Here is an 18,179-nt window from a genome sequence, read left to right as displayed (position 1 = left end):
GATATATTGTTTTAAAAAGTATAAATAGTTTTTCTTTTAAGTTCAAAGCATTATTACAAAGATAGAACAATTTTACGAACTGAGAGCAATTTTGATATTAAAAAGAAAAGAAGTAGAGAGAATTCAATCTCTCTAGTTAATTTTTATATTTGCGGTTGTTTTACTGGAAGCGTATGTGTTGTCACCTGCGTAGCTGACGGTGGCTTTGAAGGTTCCTTTCTTGTTGATGTTCAACTTGAAGGTTGCCTGACCTTTAGCGTTTGTTTTTGCTGTGTAGGTCTTGCCGTTTACGGATAATGTAATTGTCTTACCAGATCCGAGATATGTTTTGCCGTCTGCTGATGAACCCTTGATTGTTTTAAGGGTTACTGTGTAGGATTTGGTTTTTGCGCTTGCCTTGTATGTTTTTGCCGGAGCGGTGAGACTTGTGGTCTTTTTGTTGATGGTGATTTTGTATACTTCAAATGAAGCGTCGTATTTATCATCACCTAAAAATGCTACAGCAAATGTTAAGGTGTTTGCAGCAAGCAGGTTGATTTGTACCTGTACAAATCCGTCATCATCACTTACCAGAATTAGGCATTTACCGTTGTATCCGATGTTTACTGTTTTATTTACCAGCGGTGCGCCGCTTGCGTCTGTTAATTTGACTTTGAAGTAGCCTCCCCTTTCACCGGCGAAGTAATCCACTGCGTATTGGGTGTAGTTTTCACCGATGATTTTTGTAGCGACCCTTACGGGGACAATGTTTTTAAGGGTTACTGTAGTGTTTGAAGCCATGAATGCGTCTTTACCTTCAAAGATTACTGTAACCTGGGTGTTGTCACGGGCCTGGAGAGTGAATGCTCCTTTTTCATCTGTTTTAACAGTCATGTTTGATGAGCCCACTTTAACTGCGAGTTCAGCATTTGCAATTGCGTTTCCTTCAATGTCTTTCAGTACCCCTTCAACCACACATTTGCCGGTTACCTGAGTAATGGAAATGTATGTGTAGATGTCATCGACTTTAATTACACCGGATTTGGTGAACGCAGAGTATTTGTCGTCACCTGAGTATGTTACGGTGTAATCGTAGCTGCCTTTAGGAAGCTTGTCTAAAGTGACGCTGACTTTTCCGTTTTTGATTGAAGCAGGATAGTCCTTGCCGTTTACGGTAACTGTCACGTTTCCTGTTGCATCTTCAGGCATTTCGAAAGTGAGATTTGAATCTTTTTCTGAAACTGTCTGAGGGATTTCAACATCAGATGCGTTAACCTTCTCGACTGTGACGTTTACGGATACCTCACCGGCCTTGAACAAATCATCGCCTGCAAAGGCAATGGTGTATGCGTAGTTGCCGGCAGACAAATTCCTGATTTCGTATTTTGCACTTCCGTTGGTTATGCTTACTTCAGTTCCGTTTACTGTGAGCCTGCCTGTTGCGTCCTTATCTATTGAGATATTGATTAGGCCAACATCTCCGACATTGATTTTGACGTTGTCGGCTGCAAGGCCTGCGTCCTTTTTGGCATAGACAGTAACTGTTTTGGTTTTTGAAGCGTCGAGATATTTATCGTCACCTGAGTATTTGACTTCAACTGTAAGGTTTCCGGCTTCAACGTTTGCAATTGTTGCATCTGCAGCGCCGTTAGTCAATGTGTATTTTTTGCCGTTTACTGTAACTGTACCGGTTGCGCCCGGAACTGTCACTTTAACAGTGAGGTTTGATCCTTCTGCAATCCTGTCAGCTGAATCGATTGCGATTTGTGCGGCAAGTTTGTCTACATTGAATGATGCTGTGGCTTTGGCTTTAGCAAATACGTCATTTCCATCGAATTTTACGGTCACGTCATATTTGCCTGCTGTGAGATTTTCAAAGGATTTGGTTGCCTTACCGTTTTTGATGACAATTGTATAGTCGACTTTGTTTACGGTCAGTGTTGCGTTTGCGTTTAAGGTAGAGTTTGCCTGGATGTTAACAACAGCAACCCCGCCGACGTCAATGTCTGATGCTTTAACTGTGAGGTTAGGGTCAATGAGGTCTGTTTTTTCTTCAGTTACGTTAACTGCCCTGTTTTTAAACCCGGCGTAGTTTTTATCACCGGAGTAGAAAATTTCGACTTCATCAGCAGTTGCATCGAATGTGACTTCACCATCATCAAGTACGCCGTATAAGTACTCATCACCGATTTTGGCAATGACCTCACCGGTTACGTTGTCGTCAAATGTGACTTTAATGCCCTTATCTGATTTGGAAACCTCCACATCAGCCTCTTTTTTAAGCACTTTCAATATAAGGTTATCGTAGTAATGTGAGGCAATATGGGTGTTTTCATCAACATATTCAAATGAGAATACATATCTGTCTGCTGAGAAATTGAAAAGCGGTATGATTGCCTTACCGTCTTTGAGCTGCTGTTCGATTACTACACGAGTATCTCCTCTGAAATAGACAGTTATATTGCCGTTGAATCCTTCAGGGAATGTGTATACTACATATTCATCATCACCTGCAGTCATTGTTTGCGGATATTCCACTACAGGAGAAATAAAGACTACAACTGAACCTTCAAAGTGATACTTGTCGCCCTTAAAGACAAGACTAAAACGATTATGGCCTAATTTAACTTTGTCTGTAAGGTTGAGAGTGACTTTTCCGTCCGCAACAGTCTGATTCATGACAAGCTTGTCGTCAATGTCAGAAACCAGAAGGTCTCCGTTCATGTCGCTTACAAACTCTATCGGAATGACAACTTCACTGCCGAAAACATATGAGCTGTTGTAATCACCGTATTTAGGATTAACGCTTATTGCTCCGTAAAGTGAATATACTCTGCCATCATAGTCACCGGAGTAATATGCATAAATGTCATAATAGCCATAGTCAAGACCTGTGAGGTTTACGTATGCCTTTCCGTTTTCCAAATCTGCAGAGCCGTAGACTTTATCGTCAAGCTCGACAATGAGTTTTCCTTCTGCGCCTTCAGGAAGTTCAAGTGCAATTATCACTTCATCTTTAGGAGTTACTTCGATATATGAATCTTCATAGCCTTTGATGAACGGTGAGCGTGGAGCAAGTCCTGATTCGACAGTAATGTTTTGTGATGAAATGTCGTAGGCAGGATAATTGCCGTCACCAAGATATTTTGCGGCCGCTTCATAAACGCCCGGAGCAATTTCATCTATGTGGAATTCTGCCCATCCTTCTTCAGCTTTTTGTGTGTACTTTTTGCCGTCAACTGTAAGCTCGACGTTTCCGGTTGCGTTGTCAACTACTCTCACCTGAATGGTTGTGTCGTTTTCATAGCAGCGCACATCGTTGATGTATCCTCCGTATACGACTGTGAAATTCTGGATTCTGGTGAGTGCCTCATGGCTGGCGTCACCTGAATAGACGACTTTCAATGTGTGGTCTCCAACAGTAAGGTTGGCCAACTCAACACCCACATACAGGGATGCGAAATCAGTGCTTATAACTTTACCGTCAAGATAAACATTTACAAATCCTGTTGTGTTTTCATCGAAGTAGATTCCGGAAGCATAAGTGGAATCTCCATATATTCCAACTTCACCTAGTTTATCGGCGACCATGCAGGTTACGTTGAATGATGCTGATGCGTTTTTGGCAAGATAATACTCGTCACCTGAGAACTGGACAGTTACAGTGTGAGTTCCGTAGTCCAAATCGCTGACGTCCAATGAAATGTCATCGTAGAATCTTCTGTAGTAGTCACCGTCAATATAGACGTTTGCATAACCTGCATTTGAGTCCTTGTCGTTTCTGTAAGGTATGTTTGTCTCAACTTCAACATAACTGCGTTTCAATACCTCGGAAGGCATGCTGATGTCAAATCCGAAATCTGAACTTTTTGGAAGAACAGTCGGGAAATAGTATTCGCTATATTCTGTGCCGTTATCCAAAGCAACGGTTATTATGTATCTGTTTTGAGGCTTTTCGCTCCATTTAGGTGTGATTCCATCAAATTCTGTAAGCCTTACGCTTGCATATCCGTTGATGATGTCTGTTGTGTTTACAACCACATTTTCATATATAGGACCATCATACCAGTCATAGTCAACAAAAACCCTGTGCTGGATGATTAACTTTCCGCTGTAGTTGCCAGACATGTTTACTGTAATGAGTGCTCCCTCTTCAATTCCGACATAGTCAGGGTAGGTTATATTGTAGTTGTCATAATAAACAAATATTGAGCCTATTTTATAGTCATCACCGACATATCTTGCATAGAGTTCGTATTCACCCAAGTCAAGTCCGCTTAAATCAACGCTTGCCTTACCGTCTGTAAGGTTTACTGTTTTGAATTCTGTCTCATCAATACTGACAACAAGGGCACCTGTTGAATTTGAAAATGAATCTATGACAACCTTATCCCCTTCAATTGAAATTGACGGAGCTTTGTAATAGGAATTTGAAATTGTCTTGGCAGGATATTTGTCGTCACCTGCGTAAGTTACGCTATATTCGTTTTCTCCCATTTTAACATTGTCGATGACAAATTCTGTGTAGTCGTGTGCTCTGGCAGTGTATTTTTTGCCGTTGAAGTTTAGTGTGACATCAGATTTTACATCATAAGGCATGCGGACCACTACTGCATAGGTTTTGCCGTCCTCTTTAAGTTCAGCGTCCATAGAGTATGTGAAATTGAATGAACCTGTGAATGTCACTTTATCGTGGGTTGCATCTCCTGAGTAAACCATCTCCCAGTCATGAGTGGCGAAATCCAGATCCTCAATGCTGAAGTACGGTGAATGCCATTCATCAATGTTTATGACATCATATTGCACGCCGTCAATGAAAAGGGTAAGGTTTCCTTTCAGACTTTCATCGACAGACGCATATGCATAATCCTGCAGTACGATTTCTTTTGGAATGTCAAATGCAATGTATGTGACATTGAAGAAGTATGCTCTGTTTTTGGAAACATAAAAACCGTCTGAATCCTCATATCTGAATTCTATTTTGTGTTTTGTGAAGTCCAATTTTTCAGGGTACAACACTATTGTGTATTCTTCAAGATCATAGTCGTAATCAGGCCTTGCGGTAGCATAAAAGACATCATCGAAATAGATTTCATATGTCCTGTCCATTTTATCGTGAACTATGCACTCCATCCTCTTGCCATTTACGATATCAGGAACGTCAATTTCAAAGTCAATGTCCCTTTCGTAATATTTCATTGTCGGACGGTATGTATGCTTGTATGTGTAGTCTTCGCTTACAAATTCCAGGCGGAACCTGTTGTTTGCATTATAGTCATCTTCGCTTCCGTCATCGAATGTGGTTATAAGGACAGTTGCCTTTCCGTTTGTGATTTGTGTGGAGTTTACCAGGGTCATGTAGTCTTCATCTTCCTGCCAGTACTCTCCGTTGAACTTGTAGATGTTGAAAGTGCCATTGACGTTTTGAGGCACTTCAATTGTGACTAATGCTCCTTCGTAGTATCCGACGAAATCAGGAGCTGTGATTTTAGGTGTGATTTCAAATGAATCGTAAACGGAACCCACTTCAAAGTCATCACCCTCATAGTATGCCCCCAGATCGTATATTCCCATTTTAAGCTGGGAAAGTGAAACGTTGAATATGCCTGCTTTTCCTGAAACGTTTGCAAAGTCCTTATCGTCAATTCTTACAATGAGATTGCCATTTGCTGATGGCGGCAAAATCAGTGAAATGTCTTTGGTGAAGTCCATTTCATCTTCGTATCTGATTTTTGTATAAGTGTTTACTGTAACGTTCAATGATTTTTTAGGATACTTTTTGCTTTCTGTGTATGAAATGGCAACTGTGTTTTCGCCAAGGCTGAAATTGGACAGTTCCATATCCACGCTAAATGTGCCTTCCCTGTCATTTGACCTGTTGAAAGGAAGTTCAAATGTCTTGCCGTTTAAAACAGCTGTGAGTTTTCCTGAAGCGTCAAAAGGAAGGCGAACGCTGATAGTTGCGCTGTCGCCGTAAATGACATCCTTATCATAAGCCTCAAAGACATAATCCACATCGAATGTTCCGTTGACGGAAAATCCTTCAAAGTAATCATCATCGGAATAGATAAGTTCATATGTGTGGTTTTTAACTGTGACATCTGATATGTCGATGGATGCATGGCCCCAGTAGTCCTCCAAATCAATGGATGTGAACTCCTCACCGTCAATGAGAAGTTTTACAGTACCTTCAAGACCCTCCGCCAAATATACATCAATTCTGTCATCCGAACCGATGATGACATGTTCAGGCACATTGTAGCGCAGATAGAGGACTTTCATTGTTCCGTTCAAAGTCACCGGATTATACCTGTCGCTTTCAAGGCTGAGATTCCAGTTGAACAGACCCAGTCTAGGAGGATAATACTCAACGTCATCCCAGTACATGAAACTTGTGTCTGAAAACACCACAGATTCGTTTAACTTGAATACCACAGTACCCTCGAAATCTGAAGGAAGCGGAATATCAAAATAATGTTCATCAGTTCCTACAACCTCTGATGGAACGAAATCACTTTCAAAGGTCAAATCCTTTTTGACGATTTCAATGTTGCCGGTCAATGTCAGCGGACGGTAGTTTTCATAAAAGTCACTGAATGTCAAATTCCATGCGTATGTTCCGACAGGAGGGCAGTACACATGAATATATGCCTCACCACTACAGTAATAATCATATTTATAAGTATTCTCCTCGTCAGCAAAGATTTCAAAGGTTACTCCACCGTAGAAGTCATCCGGCAGGGCAATATCAAAATCAACATAATCTGAAATGTTGGCCTTTGAAGGCACAACACTTGAGTCTATATCCAAATCCTTCTGCTCGCCGTTACCGACGAGATTGTCATCAGCAACAGCCGTTTTTTCAAAATCCAAATTATCTTGAGTTGGGGAAGCTATAACATTCTGGTTTTCCCCACCCAAATCGGCAGCTGCAAGGTCATCTGCGGCGCTTACAGCTCCGATGGTTATGAAAGCCAGCAGCAGACATGCCACCAGCATTACCTTTTTATTAATCATAATAAAAACCTTTTTAAAATTTATATCCAAGTAAGATATAATATTGTATATATTTTCAAGCAATATAAAACTTATTTTTTAAATTTCGGAAATTGCGGGAATTTCATTTAAGGATTTTTTGAAATTTATGAATGAAATATGGTTTAAAATGTGATTTAGTGAGGATTTTTCATATTGTGAAGATGATTTTTTGGAATTTGGAAATTTGGCATTTGAAAGCCAGGAACTGTTTGAGTTTGCTGAAAAATGATTATTTTTTATGTAAAATTTTGGCTGATGGTTCATCTGATAAATTTAAGATTCACCAAAGATGAAAGTTGGGGAGACATGCAATCTGGAATGTGGAATAGCTTGTGAAAAACGTTAGCATAATATAATCAGCCGTCAATAACCATTAATATCTGAAATGAAAAAACATTAACATAGGAGATTGGTTATGTGTGATGAAAGATACCTGGCGATAGATGTCGGAGGAACAGCGATAAAATACATCCTCACCGACAGGAATGCGGAAATTTACAAAATCAATGAAATGAAAACTAACAGAGCTGACGGAAAACTCTTAATCTCATTGGATGAAATAATTGCTCCCATGTTAGATAACATTAACGGCATTGCACTGTCATTTCCGGGAAAAATCAATGTTGATGATGGAATCGCACATACTGCAGGAGCGTTCAGGTGGATTTGCGATTTGGAGCTGAAATCAATTCTTGAGGAGAAATATTCGAAGAGAGTGTGGGTTGAAAATGACGGCAAATGCGGAGCTCTGGCGGAATTGTGGAAGGGAAATCTCTCCGGTGTGAAAAACGGCGTGTTTATCGGACTCGGCACGGAAGTGGCTGGTGGAATAATACTTGACGGTAAGCTCTATCGGGGATCTTTCGGGTCATCCGGGGAATTTTCAAGTATGTTAGGTAGTCTTGAAAATCCCGATAATGAAGAGCGCTTCGGAAAGATTGGCGGTTATTCCAACTTGATTTCAGATTTCACGGACAGTTATGAGTTCTTTGAAAAGTACCATGTGGGAGATATGGTTGCTGCAAAGGCACTGAAGGAGTACTCAAGGACAATAGCTGCCGGAATCGTCAATATCCAGTCCGTACTGGACGTGGAGAAGTTCTGCATCGGCGGCGGAATTTCATCTCAGGATGTGGTGATTGATGAGATACGTCGAAGCTTTCGGGAATTTATCACTGTTAAATCCGGAGAAGCGATTAGCGAACCTGCAATCGAGAAATGCCATTTTGGAAATGCAAGCGGATGTGTCGGTGCATTATATAACTTTTTGATTAGGGAAAAAATCATCTGAAATTTGAAAACTGCTACCTACCATACCTTCAGCGTCGATGATTTAGATTAACAATATTCTGCCCATAATTTCCATTGAATCATATGACATTTTTAATGTATAATTTCAGTGCTTCTTAAGTCAACTATAACTATAATTTATGCACAAGTTAATTTAAGCAAAACATGAAACTAAAAAGAGGGCGACTCAAAATTAATTATTTTTTAAAAATTTTTTTGCATTAATTTTTATTATTTTTAGGTATTTTGTTTGTTTTGTTGGTGTATGAGTTCATTTTGTATTGTTTCATTGTATATTCGTTTTAAATTATGTGATATTGCTAGTAATTTTGCTTCTGTTTGTGTTCTTTTTAATCCTGTTGTGTTGAATTCTGTTACTTTTAGATTTTGTTTTATATTTCCAAATGGCCATTCTACTGTTTTTGATCGTTTTTTGTAGATTTCTTGTGCCCATGGTGTTTCCATTTTTCTGAGCATTTTTATTTTGTTTGGATTTCCGTAGTCAGTTATTAGTCGGTTACTTCTTTTCCACAGCATTCTTGGTGTTTTGGGCATGTTTTGCAGTTGTTTGTCCAATATATGATTCTTGGTTTGATTTTGAGTGTTCTTTGGTTTTCGAGTATTTGTCCCATTGGACAAATATATGTGTTTTTTTCGTGATCAAAAGTGAATTTGTCTTTTCCGAAGGGTTTATCTTTTTTGTTGATTTTTTTGAGTTTTCTTGAGAGTTTTCTGGTTGATATGTATCCGTCCAAATGATTTTCTGCGAGATAATCCATGTTTTCGTTTGTTGAGTAACCATTGTCAGCTGAAATTTGTGTATTTGGCGGTAATTCACCAAATGTTTCATTTATTTGTTCTATTTGAGGTATTAGTTCGAATACGTCTGTTGGATTTTGTGTGAGTGATGAAGATATGATTATTCCTTTGTAATCATCTACTCCTATTTGTAAATTGTAATCAAATTCCCATTTGCTTTTTTTGTTTAGCATCCATCGTGATTCGGGATCGTTTATACTAATTACGTCGTTTGTTGTCTTTTTTAGTTCTGTATCTATTTTTTCGACTTTTTTTAAAATTTTTTTGGCTGATTTTTTATCTTTTTTCGCTTGGTCCAGGAGATTTTTACTGCTTCTTCGTAGTTTGAATTCGTTTCTATCGCCTTTTGTGGTTTCTGTTACTTTTTTATAGATTTTTTCGAATGATTCTTTGTCGATTAGTTCTTTTGGTACTGAATTTCCTGATTCATCTCCGAGAATCTCATCTTCTTCTTCATCGAGTTCAATACTTTTTTGTAAGATGTCTTTTAAGAGATCTACTTGTTCTTGATTGGTTAAATTATTTATTGATGCTTTGGCTTTGATTTTTGTTCCATCAATTGCAATATGTTTGAGTTTTACTAAATCTAATTCTTTAGCCATTAGGACTGTTGTTTTAAATGCGTCGTCGATTAGTTCTGCATGATCTACTTTGAATCTGTTGATTGTTCTGAAATCTGGTTTTTCCATACCTGCCAAATACATATAACTGACATCTGTAGCTGCTTTAGCAGCTACTTGTCTTCCAGACAATCCTCCATCAAAAGCACCCATTAAAACAAGTCTTAATAACATTTTACGAGAATAAGCAGGTTTGCCTGCTTTATAACAATAATTCAAATCGACTTTCGAAAAATCAATTTCATCCACAACATTTTGAATAAAATAACATGGATGATCTTTTGGAATCAACTCCCTCAAGTCCAAAGGAACTAATAATTGCTGACCAATTTTATCCTCTCTCAAAACCATAAAAAACCCAACCAAAAAGTTAATTAACTCTAATAATAGATTGTACTTCCTAGTATATAAAATTAAAGGATAATAAAATAAGAAAAATATTTTAAACACAAAAATTATGAGTCGGCCTCAAAAATAAAAAAAGTTAAATGAAGATATAGATTAATCAATGAAAGTTTTCATGTATTGAATCAGTTCATCCCTTTCAGCATCTTCAAGGCCGAATTCGATTGAAGCCTTAAGCCAATCAAAACGGGTTGCAATGTTAAATGTTTTTCCTTCAAAAAGTACTCCATAGACTTCATCCAGTTTTGTAAGTGCATCGGTCAGCTGGACCTCACCGTCGACACCGGGTTCTGTTTCTTTAATCTTGTCAAAAATGTCTGGTGTTAGAATATATCTGCCGACCATTGCAAGGTTTGATGGTGCCTCATCAATTTTTGGCTTTTCGATTAGGTGATTGATCTTATAGAGATTTGGTTCAATCTGACTGCCGCCAACAATGCCGTATTTGTTGAGCTTATCTGTTGAAATCTCCTTTAGGGAGAGTGTTGGCTTTTCAAATCTGCTGTAAACATCAATTAATTGTTTTGTGCAGGGTGTTTTTGACTTTGTTATGGTGTCTCCTAAAAGGACTGCAAATTGCTCGTCACCGATGTGGTTTTCAGCCTGCAGGATTGCATCACCCAAACCGTTCTGCTCTTTTTGCCTGACATAGCAGACATCCACAAGATCTGTGATTTTTCTAACTTCCTTTAAAACCCTGTCTTTTCCTGCTTTTTGCAGAGTCTGTTCAAGTTCATATGATTTGTCGAAATGGTCTTCGATTGACCTTTTGTTTCTGCCAGTTATGATTAGAATGTCATCAATACCTGAAGCGACTGCTTCTTCTATTGTATATTGGATAATCGGCTTGTCATAAACAGGCAACATCTCTTTTGGTTGTGATTTGGTTGCAGGAAGAAACCTTGTTCCGAAACCTGCCGCCGGGATTACCGCTTTCATAATTATAGTTAGGCATTAACGGAATATATAATGTATGTTGACAGCACCTCACCAGATTACAGATGTTAGCAAAATTTGCAAAATAACAATGGAAAACACACGTTCAATTAATCCGCTTGAAAAAAAATAAAAGAAAAAAAAGATTTTATCTTTTAACTCTTGTGATAAGAACAAATACGACCAGCATCAATAATCCTAAAGGATTTCCGGTATTGTTTTTCCCATAAGCAGTGCCTATTTTATTTTGAGAAATGTCATCTGACGGATTGTCCAAATAATTGTTTTGGGCAATATCATCTGACTGACTATCCGAAGAATTGTTTCGGGTTGTATCATCTGATTGGTCCCCATTGTGAGGATAATACGGATCGCATATATCATCACAACCGAATTTTGCATGGTTGTTTTCAAAAGTGCAATTGTGAAGTTCACTGTCACTTTCCTGATAAACCGCTCCCCCGTGGTCTGCAGAGTTATCGCTTAAAACGGAATCATAAAGTTTACTGGCAATCTGATAGATTGCACCGCCGGTAGCTGCATTATTGTCTTGAAAAACACAACTGGCTAGGATACTGTCACTCTGATAGACTGCACCTCCAGACGTTCCGGCTGAATTGTTCCTGAAAACGGAATCTGACACACTGCTGTCCAGCTGGAATATTGCGCCGCCTGCTTCATCTGCATGATTGTCCGTGAAAGTGGATGAGTAAGTCGAACCTCCATCACTATAAACGGCACCGCCTTCGGCTGCGGAATTATTTACAAAATCAGAATCATAAATATAGGATTCATCCAGATAAACCGCACCACCACGACCTGCACGGTTGTTTTCAAATGTGCAATTGTTTATTTCACTATCCGGAGCTAAACGAACCGCACCACCATCACCATCGGTTTTACCGTTGATAAATACAATGTTTTTTAAAACAACACCTGATGCGGACACATCAAATATTCTGGAGTTTGAATTTGCATCAATAATATGATTGTTTCCGTTGATGGTTATCGGCTTGTTTATAACAATTCCATCAGGAAAATCATCATTTCTTGAAAAATAATCCTGGCTTAGAGTTATATTTGAATTTTCAGGCAAATTCTCAATCAATGCATTGAGATCAGCAAATGACTCCTGATTTGTGTTTGAATTGATATTGTCAGAACCGTTAACGTCGTAGGCAACAGAAACGCCAAGAGTTAAAAAGAATATTATTGAACCTAAAATCAACAATTTCAAAATATTCATGTTAAATATTCTATACATTCTCATATTTATAGTCGGACCTGACTGATATTGTCTCTCACTAAAAGATTAAATTCGAAAAAAAGAAGATAAAATAAGGAACGAATCCTTATTTTTTAATTTTTGCAGTCTTTTTAACTGTATCCTTAAGGTATGTTGCCTGATAGGTTACCTTTTTTCCGACCTTAAGTTTTTTAAGGACAATTGATTTGACGGTTACCTTTGCAACACCCTTGGAGTTGGTTTTTGCCTTGTATGTTTTGCCGTTGAACTTGAAGGTCACCCACTTGTTTTTGAGATACTTATTGTTGACTTTGCCAAGATTTGCGCTCAGCACAAGCTTTTTGGCGGATCTTTTGACAGTCACTGACTGAAGGCTTAGGACATGGTTTACGGTCAGTGTTTTTGTAACTGACTTTCCAAGTGATGTTATGGTCATCTTGTAGGTTCCAGGAGCGTTATCAACCTTGAACTTGGCAACGCCCTTGGAGGTATACAGGGTTTTGAAGGTTTTGCCGTTGATTTTAATGACCACCTTAGCGCCGTCGGCAGGCTTTCCGTCAGCTCCTTTGACATTTATTGTATAGTATGAACCTGCAGAGTAGGTCACCTTGGCATTTGAAGCTGTGACTTTCGCCTCACCGATGATGAGTGTTGATGTCTTTTCAACATCCCAGTTCTGTGATGTGATTTTGATTTCATATGTTCCGGCAGCCAAATCCTTTAAACTGAATTTAAGATAGCCGTTTTCAGAATCTTTTAAAAGAGAGTATACCGCTTTACCTCCTTTTAAAACATCGACAAAAAAGCTGACCGGCATGTCCTTATTGTAGCTGACTTTTGCAGGAATCTTTATTTCAATGGTTTTTGCAGGAGCGAAAGTGAATGTTTTAGGCATGTCAATTTCAATTCCTTCGCTAACAGTGGCGAATGAATCGTTTATTAATACCTTTGAATAATATCCACAGTTTTGTCCGTTGACTTTAAGATTTGAATTTTCAAGCTCGACTGCAACATTGGAGTTTTCAGAGAAATTGGATGATTCAACTGAAAGATTGGAGTTCATACAATGTATTGCACCGGCGGTTGGAGCTGAATTGTTTTTGAAACTGCACTGAATTATGGATGCATTGCTGTTTTGAAGCAGAACAATGCTGCAATGTGCGTAATAACTGCTGATTCCGGTTACCCGATTGTCTGTGAAAGTGTTGTTGAACATGCTGCATTCGGCAGCTGTAATGCGTATGAGATCATGATATCTGATGGAATTGTTTGAAAAATCATTATTGGATATCTCAATTGTTTCTGCTGAAAGTGTGATGAAATCGGCATATTCAACATCGCCACCTGTGAAAGTGTTGTTTTCAATCACGACTGATTTGGCTGAGGCGCTTAAAACCAGACCGTCGGGGTTTATGAAATCAGAATTCAATATTGTGCATGAATCATTATTTTGGCCATATGTCTCCAGAGTTGACCTGTCGTTGAATTTAGAATTATTTACGCTGATTGAACGGCCGTATTTTGAACGTGCACCGTTGAACTCACATCGCAGAATTACCAGATTGTTTTCGGCCTCGATATCGCAAGTTCCAAAATAACTGTATGAGGACACAGTTGTATTGTCCAGGATTATGTTTCCTTTGGCATGTATTGTGGTGGCACCGGCATTGTCCTGGCCACCGTAATATTCCATTTCTCTCCAGACTTCGGTGCTGAGTGCTCTGTTTGCCGACAGTTTGGAGTTCAAAACTGTAAGATTGTCTCCGCAGTAGATTGCACCGCCACGGGCAATAGAATATATTCCTTCATACACCTGCAGATTATAGATTTCCTCTGAGGACAGTCCGTTGTCCCCATTAAAATCCACCACATTGTCTTTGAATGTGCAGCCGTCAACTGTTAATGATTCTGCGGCATAGATTGCGCCGCCACAGTTGACAGTGCTTTTGGCGTTTGTGAAAATAATGTTTTTCAATGTGACGGTGCCTGAAGTGATGTTAAGTATTCTTGATGAGGAATTGGCGTCGAGTACTGTAGCGTTTCCAGTTCCTTCAAGAGTGATGCTTTTGTTGATTAGAATTTCCTTACCTGAACCGACATATGTTCCGTTCAGGATTACGGTTGAGTTTTCTTTAACATTGTTGATTTCGTTTTGAACATCTTCAAACGAATGCGAACTTTCCTTGACACTGATGCTTGCGTCATCGACCGATAATGTGTTTTGCGTTAGATTTTCATTGGCTGATACTGTGGTTAATGTTAGAACCGCCGACAATAGCAATAGCATCAGAACTATTTTTCTTGTTTTTGTGTACATGATAATAGTTTATTGAATACCATTTATTAAGATTGTTATTAATAATTTTTTGGATTATGTATCATTTTGCCATCCCAAAAATTTTCTATTCAAAATGTATAAAATTCAAATAACCTTTTGTTTCTGCGGGTTACATATCAACATATCATCAATACCTGAAGCTAAGTCATCTTCAATAACATGTTGAATTGTAGGTTTAGTCATAAACAGTATCATTTCCTTTTCGTTGTGATTTTGTAGCAGACAATAATCTAGTTCCTAAACCTGTAGTAGAGATAACTGCTTTCATGATAATCTCCCCAAATATAAATTTGACAATAAAACATTTTAAAGGTTAGCATGGTTAATTAACCAATATTATTTTTCCACAAACTATCCCCATTTTGGAATAAAATTCCAAACTTATGTGGATAATCTCAACAAAAAAAAACATTGAAAAAAGAGGAGATTTCTAATAAAATTAATCAATAAAAATAGAAAAAAGTGATAATTTAGTCGTCTGCTAAATTATCGAAGTATCCTTGGATAAATATGACTGGCGTTCCCTTATCTCCGGAACCGCTTGTCAAATCACACAATGAACCGATGAGGTCTGTAAGCACTCTCGGCGTGGTTCCTTCAGTAATCATCTTTCCAGTGAGATCATTATCCTTTTGGCGGATTTCGTTTTTGATTGCTTCTTTCAGCTCATCACCTTTTAAATCAGCGAATTTATTGTCTGAAACGTATTTAAGTTTGATTTCATTTGGAGTTCCAATTAAACCGTCGGTGTGTGCAGGTGATACTACAGGGTCTGCAAGTTCCCAGATTTTTCCAACAGGATCTTTGAATGCTCCGTCACCGTATACCATTACTTCAATCTGTTTTCCAGTCAAATCTATTAATCTTTTTTGAACATCCATTACTAATGTGTCTCCGGTTTTTGGGAAGAGTTTTAACCTTTCTTCGGTTGCCTTGTTGGAGCCTAAAAGTCCAAAGTCAGGGTTGAATCCAGAATCTCCAATAGGTTCTGTTAAAACCTGGTGCAAACCATATACATTAGCACCTAAATCCTTGAGAAGTTTTGTGGTTTTTTCTCTTGTGTGAATGTCACATGTCAAGACGTCATTGCTGTAATCAAAGATTGTTTTTACATCGTTTGAAAATACAAATTCTACTTCACAGTCTTCACTTTCAATTAGCTCACGGTAAAAGTCAATCATGTTGATTCCGGTAAATGGATGAATCCATGATGCAAAAGTTTCATAGTATTCGGCTTCGGAAATTGTGCTTCCCAAATGATATTCGCTTTTTTCTAAAATCTCTTCATCCAATATTCCATTTCCCACTTCATCTGCAGGAAAAGATGTTAAAAGAGTAATCTTATCCATTCCCCTTGCAATTCCTTTAAGGATAATGGAAAATCTGTTTCTGCTTAAAATAGGATTGGTTACCCCAATGTTTTTTGACGGAAATTTCTTCTGCACATCAGCTGCAACATCATCCACGGTCACATAGTTACCTTCCGAAATTCCAACAACCGCCTCTGTAATTGCAACAATATCCTTATCTCTGAATTCAAATCTTTCAGCTTCTTTTGCCTGCATCAGTGAATCTACAACAATAGTAGCCAAATCATCATTCTCTTTAATAATAGGTGTTCTTATACCTCTCACCACAGTACCAACACATCTCATAGTCCGTTCCCCATTAATATTTAATATATTTCTTTAAATCTTCAATTTTGTCCGTTTCTTCCCATGGCAAACCTTCTATTCCAAAGTGACCGTATTTAGCCGTTTGTTTGTAGGAAGTGCTTCTTAAATTTAGAGTTTCGATAATGCCATCAGGAGTTAATTTAAAGTTTTCACGTACAATTTCATCAAACGTTTTATCTCCAATATCTGCTTCAGTTCCAAATGTATCCACCATTACTGAAGTCGGTTCGGCAACACCAATTGCATATGATAATTGGATTTCACATTTTTCTGCAAGTTCGCTTGCTACAATGTTTTTAGCAATGTATCTTGCCATGTAGCATGCACTTCTATCGACTTTTGTGCAGTCTTTACCGGAAAATGCTCCGCCACCATGCCTTGCATAACCACCATAAGTGTCTACAATGATTTTACGACCGGTTAGGCCAGCATCTCCATGAGGACCACCAATTTCAAATTTGCCTGTAGGGTTGATGTGTTCTTTGGTGTTTTCTGTCATCAATTCCTGCGGAATAACTTCTTTGAATAATTTTTCACGAACATCTATTTTTAATTTGTCCTGGTTGTTAGATACAGACTCATCATGTTGAGTTGATAGGACAACAGCATCCAGCGATGTGACATTACCTTCATCATCATAATTAACTGATACCTGTGCTTTACCGTCAGGTCTGAGATATGGGATTTCTCCAGATTCTCTAAGTTCAGTTAGTTTGTTTGTGAGTTTTCGTGCCAAATCAATTGGGAAAGGCATTAAAGAATCAGTTTCATTGGTTGCAAAACCAAACATCATACCCTGATCCCCCGCTCCACTTTCACCTTCCCTGTCAACTCCCTGTTTGATATCAGGAGATTGTGAATGGAGCCTGTTTACAACTTCACAAGTATTTCCATCAAATTCCAAATAAGGATTATCATAACCGATTTCTTTGATAGTATCCCTTATGATTTTTTCAATTTCTTCATCAGTAATTTCAGCATTGGAAGTTATCTCGCCAAATACCATACAAAAATCAGTAGTAACACAGGTTTCACATGCAACATGAGAATATGGATCTTGTGCCATATATGCATCCAATATTGCATCAGATATAATGTCTGCAACTTTATCTGGGTGGCCTTGTGTTACAGATTCAGATGTAAATGTTCTAGCCATTATTTCACCACTTATGTTCCTTCTTGCCAGTTTGCTAAGTATGCTTTTTGGCTGTCTGTTAATGAGTCGATTTCAATGCCCATTGCTTTTAGTTTCATGGATGCTACGTTGTAGTCTATTTCGTCAGGTGCTTTGGTTACGCCTACAGGTAAATCGTTTTCGAGAATGTGTTTTGCTGAGAGTGCTTGTACTGCGAAACTCATGTCCATGATTTCTGCGGGGTGTCCTTGGCCTCTTGCTGCTGAGAGGTTTACTAAACGTCCGTCAGCGAGCAAGTAGATTTTTCTTCCGTCTTTTGTTGTGAATTCTTCAATACTTTCACGGACTTCTTTTACGCTGGTTGAGATTGCTTCAAGATCCGGGCGGTTGATTTCTACGTTGAAGTGTCCGGAGTTTGCAAGCATACATCCGTCTTTCATGTATTTGAAGTCATCTCCGCAGATGATGTCGGCGTTTCCTGTTACTGTTATGATTAGGTCTGCTTGTTTTACTGCTTCTCTGATAGTCATTACTCTGTATCCGTCCATTCTTGCTTCGAGTGCTCTGATTGGATCGACTTCTGTTACGATTACGTCTGCTCCGAGTCCTGCTGCTCTGAGTGCGATTCCTCTTCCGCACCAGCCGTATCCGCATACGACTACGGTTTTTCCTGCGATTACCATGTTGGTTGTTCCCA

Annotated in this window: 10 protein-coding genes and 1 pseudogene; 1 reads left to right on the top strand and 10 read right to left on the bottom strand. The window is 38.6% G+C overall.

Annotated elements, in window-relative coordinates; all coding sequences use genetic code 11:
- Positions 1 to 132: 132 nt before the first annotated feature.
- Complete coding sequence (locus Q0W04_RS05315; RefSeq protein WP_298501070.1) at positions 133 to 6,996, bottom strand: Ig-like domain-containing protein; 6,864 nt, start codon at positions 6,994 to 6,996, stop codon at positions 133 to 135.
- Positions 6,997 to 7,432: 436 nt separating this feature from the next.
- Here Q0W04_RS05315 and Q0W04_RS05310 point away from each other — a divergent pair, with 436 nt between their 5' ends.
- Positions 7,433 to 8,308: an ROK family protein gene (locus Q0W04_RS05310; protein ID WP_298501068.1), complete on the top strand. Its 876-nt coding sequence runs from the start codon at positions 7,433 to 7,435 to the stop codon at positions 8,306 to 8,308.
- Between the two features lie 236 nt (positions 8,309 to 8,544).
- Here Q0W04_RS05310 and Q0W04_RS05305 read toward each other — a convergent pair whose 3' ends face one another.
- From Q0W04_RS05305 to Q0W04_RS05265, 9 genes and pseudogenes are all read right to left on the bottom strand, one after another.
- On the bottom strand, positions 8,545 to 8,844 hold the full coding sequence (locus Q0W04_RS05305; RefSeq protein WP_298501066.1) for a transposase: 300 nt from the start codon (positions 8,842 to 8,844) through the stop codon (positions 8,545 to 8,547).
- On the bottom strand, positions 8,817 to 10,052 hold the full coding sequence (locus Q0W04_RS05300; RefSeq protein WP_298501064.1) for an IS1182 family transposase: 1,236 nt from the start codon (positions 10,050 to 10,052) through the stop codon (positions 8,817 to 8,819). The genes Q0W04_RS05305 and Q0W04_RS05300 overlap by 28 nt, the downstream gene beginning before the upstream one ends.
- 195 nt (positions 10,053 to 10,247) lie before the next feature.
- Positions 10,248 to 11,090: a UTP--glucose-1-phosphate uridylyltransferase GalU gene (gene galU / locus Q0W04_RS05295; RefSeq protein WP_298501063.1), complete on the bottom strand. Its 843-nt coding sequence runs from the start codon at positions 11,088 to 11,090 to the stop codon at positions 10,248 to 10,250.
- Between the two features lie 145 nt (positions 11,091 to 11,235).
- Positions 11,236 to 12,333, bottom strand: a complete 1,098-nt coding sequence (locus tag Q0W04_RS05290; RefSeq protein WP_298501062.1) for a hypothetical protein — start codon at positions 12,331 to 12,333, stop codon at positions 11,236 to 11,238.
- Between the two features lie 106 nt (positions 12,334 to 12,439).
- Positions 12,440 to 14,650 carry a right-handed parallel beta-helix repeat-containing protein gene (locus Q0W04_RS05285; RefSeq protein WP_298501061.1) on the bottom strand — a complete coding sequence of 737 codons (2,211 nt, stop codon included), beginning with the start codon at positions 14,648 to 14,650 and terminating at the stop codon, positions 12,440 to 12,442.
- A gap of 135 nt (positions 14,651 to 14,785) precedes the next feature.
- Positions 14,786 to 14,939, bottom strand: a pseudogene (locus Q0W04_RS05280) (sugar phosphate nucleotidyltransferase); the annotation flags it as partial.
- A 202-nt stretch (positions 14,940 to 15,141) separates the two neighbouring features.
- Complete coding sequence (locus Q0W04_RS05275) at positions 15,142 to 16,326, bottom strand: coenzyme F420-0:L-glutamate ligase (RefSeq protein WP_298501060.1); 1,185 nt, start codon at positions 16,324 to 16,326, stop codon at positions 15,142 to 15,144.
- 13 nt (positions 16,327 to 16,339) lie between these two features.
- Entirely contained in the window at positions 16,340 to 17,503 is a 1,164-nt protein-coding gene (gene metK, locus Q0W04_RS05270) for a methionine adenosyltransferase (protein WP_298501058.1), read from the bottom strand.
- Between the two features lie 11 nt (positions 17,504 to 17,514).
- Positions 17,515 to 18,179 (bottom strand): adenosylhomocysteinase (locus Q0W04_RS05265; RefSeq protein WP_298501056.1); only part of this gene is annotated, 665 nt, incomplete at its 5' end.

It is taken from the genome of uncultured Methanobrevibacter sp., from assembly GCF_947170395.1.
Taxonomy (GTDB): domain Archaea; phylum Methanobacteriota; class Methanobacteria; order Methanobacteriales; family Methanobacteriaceae; genus Methanocatella.
This window is presented reverse-complemented; position numbering and strand designations above follow the sequence as displayed.

Excerpts from the sequence above, each read along its gene's own strand:
- Q0W04_RS05305 (WP_298501066.1), bottom strand. The coding sequence starts at position 8,844 with ATGCTGTGGAAAAGAAGTAACCGACTAATAACTGACTACGGAAATCCA.
- galU (WP_298501063.1), bottom strand. The coding sequence starts at position 11,090 with ATGAAAGCGGTAATCCCGGCGGCAGGTTTCGGAACAAGGTTTCTTCCT.
- Q0W04_RS05310 (WP_298501068.1), top strand. The coding sequence starts at position 7,433 with ATGTGTGATGAAAGATACCTGGCGATAGATGTCGGAGGAACAGCGATA.
- Q0W04_RS05285 (WP_298501061.1), bottom strand. The coding sequence starts at position 14,650 with ATGTACACAAAAACAAGAAAAATAGTTCTGATGCTATTGCTATTGTCG.
- Q0W04_RS05290 (WP_298501062.1), bottom strand. The coding sequence starts at position 12,333 with ATGAATATTTTGAAATTGTTGATTTTAGGTTCAATAATATTCTTTTTA.
- Q0W04_RS05315 (WP_298501070.1), bottom strand. The coding sequence starts at position 6,996 with ATGATTAATAAAAAGGTAATGCTGGTGGCATGTCTGCTGCTGGCTTTC.
- Q0W04_RS05275 (WP_298501060.1), bottom strand. The coding sequence starts at position 16,326 with ATGAGATGTGTTGGTACTGTGGTGAGAGGTATAAGAACACCTATTATT.
- metK (WP_298501058.1), bottom strand. The coding sequence starts at position 17,503 with ATGGCTAGAACATTTACATCTGAATCTGTAACACAAGGCCACCCAGAT.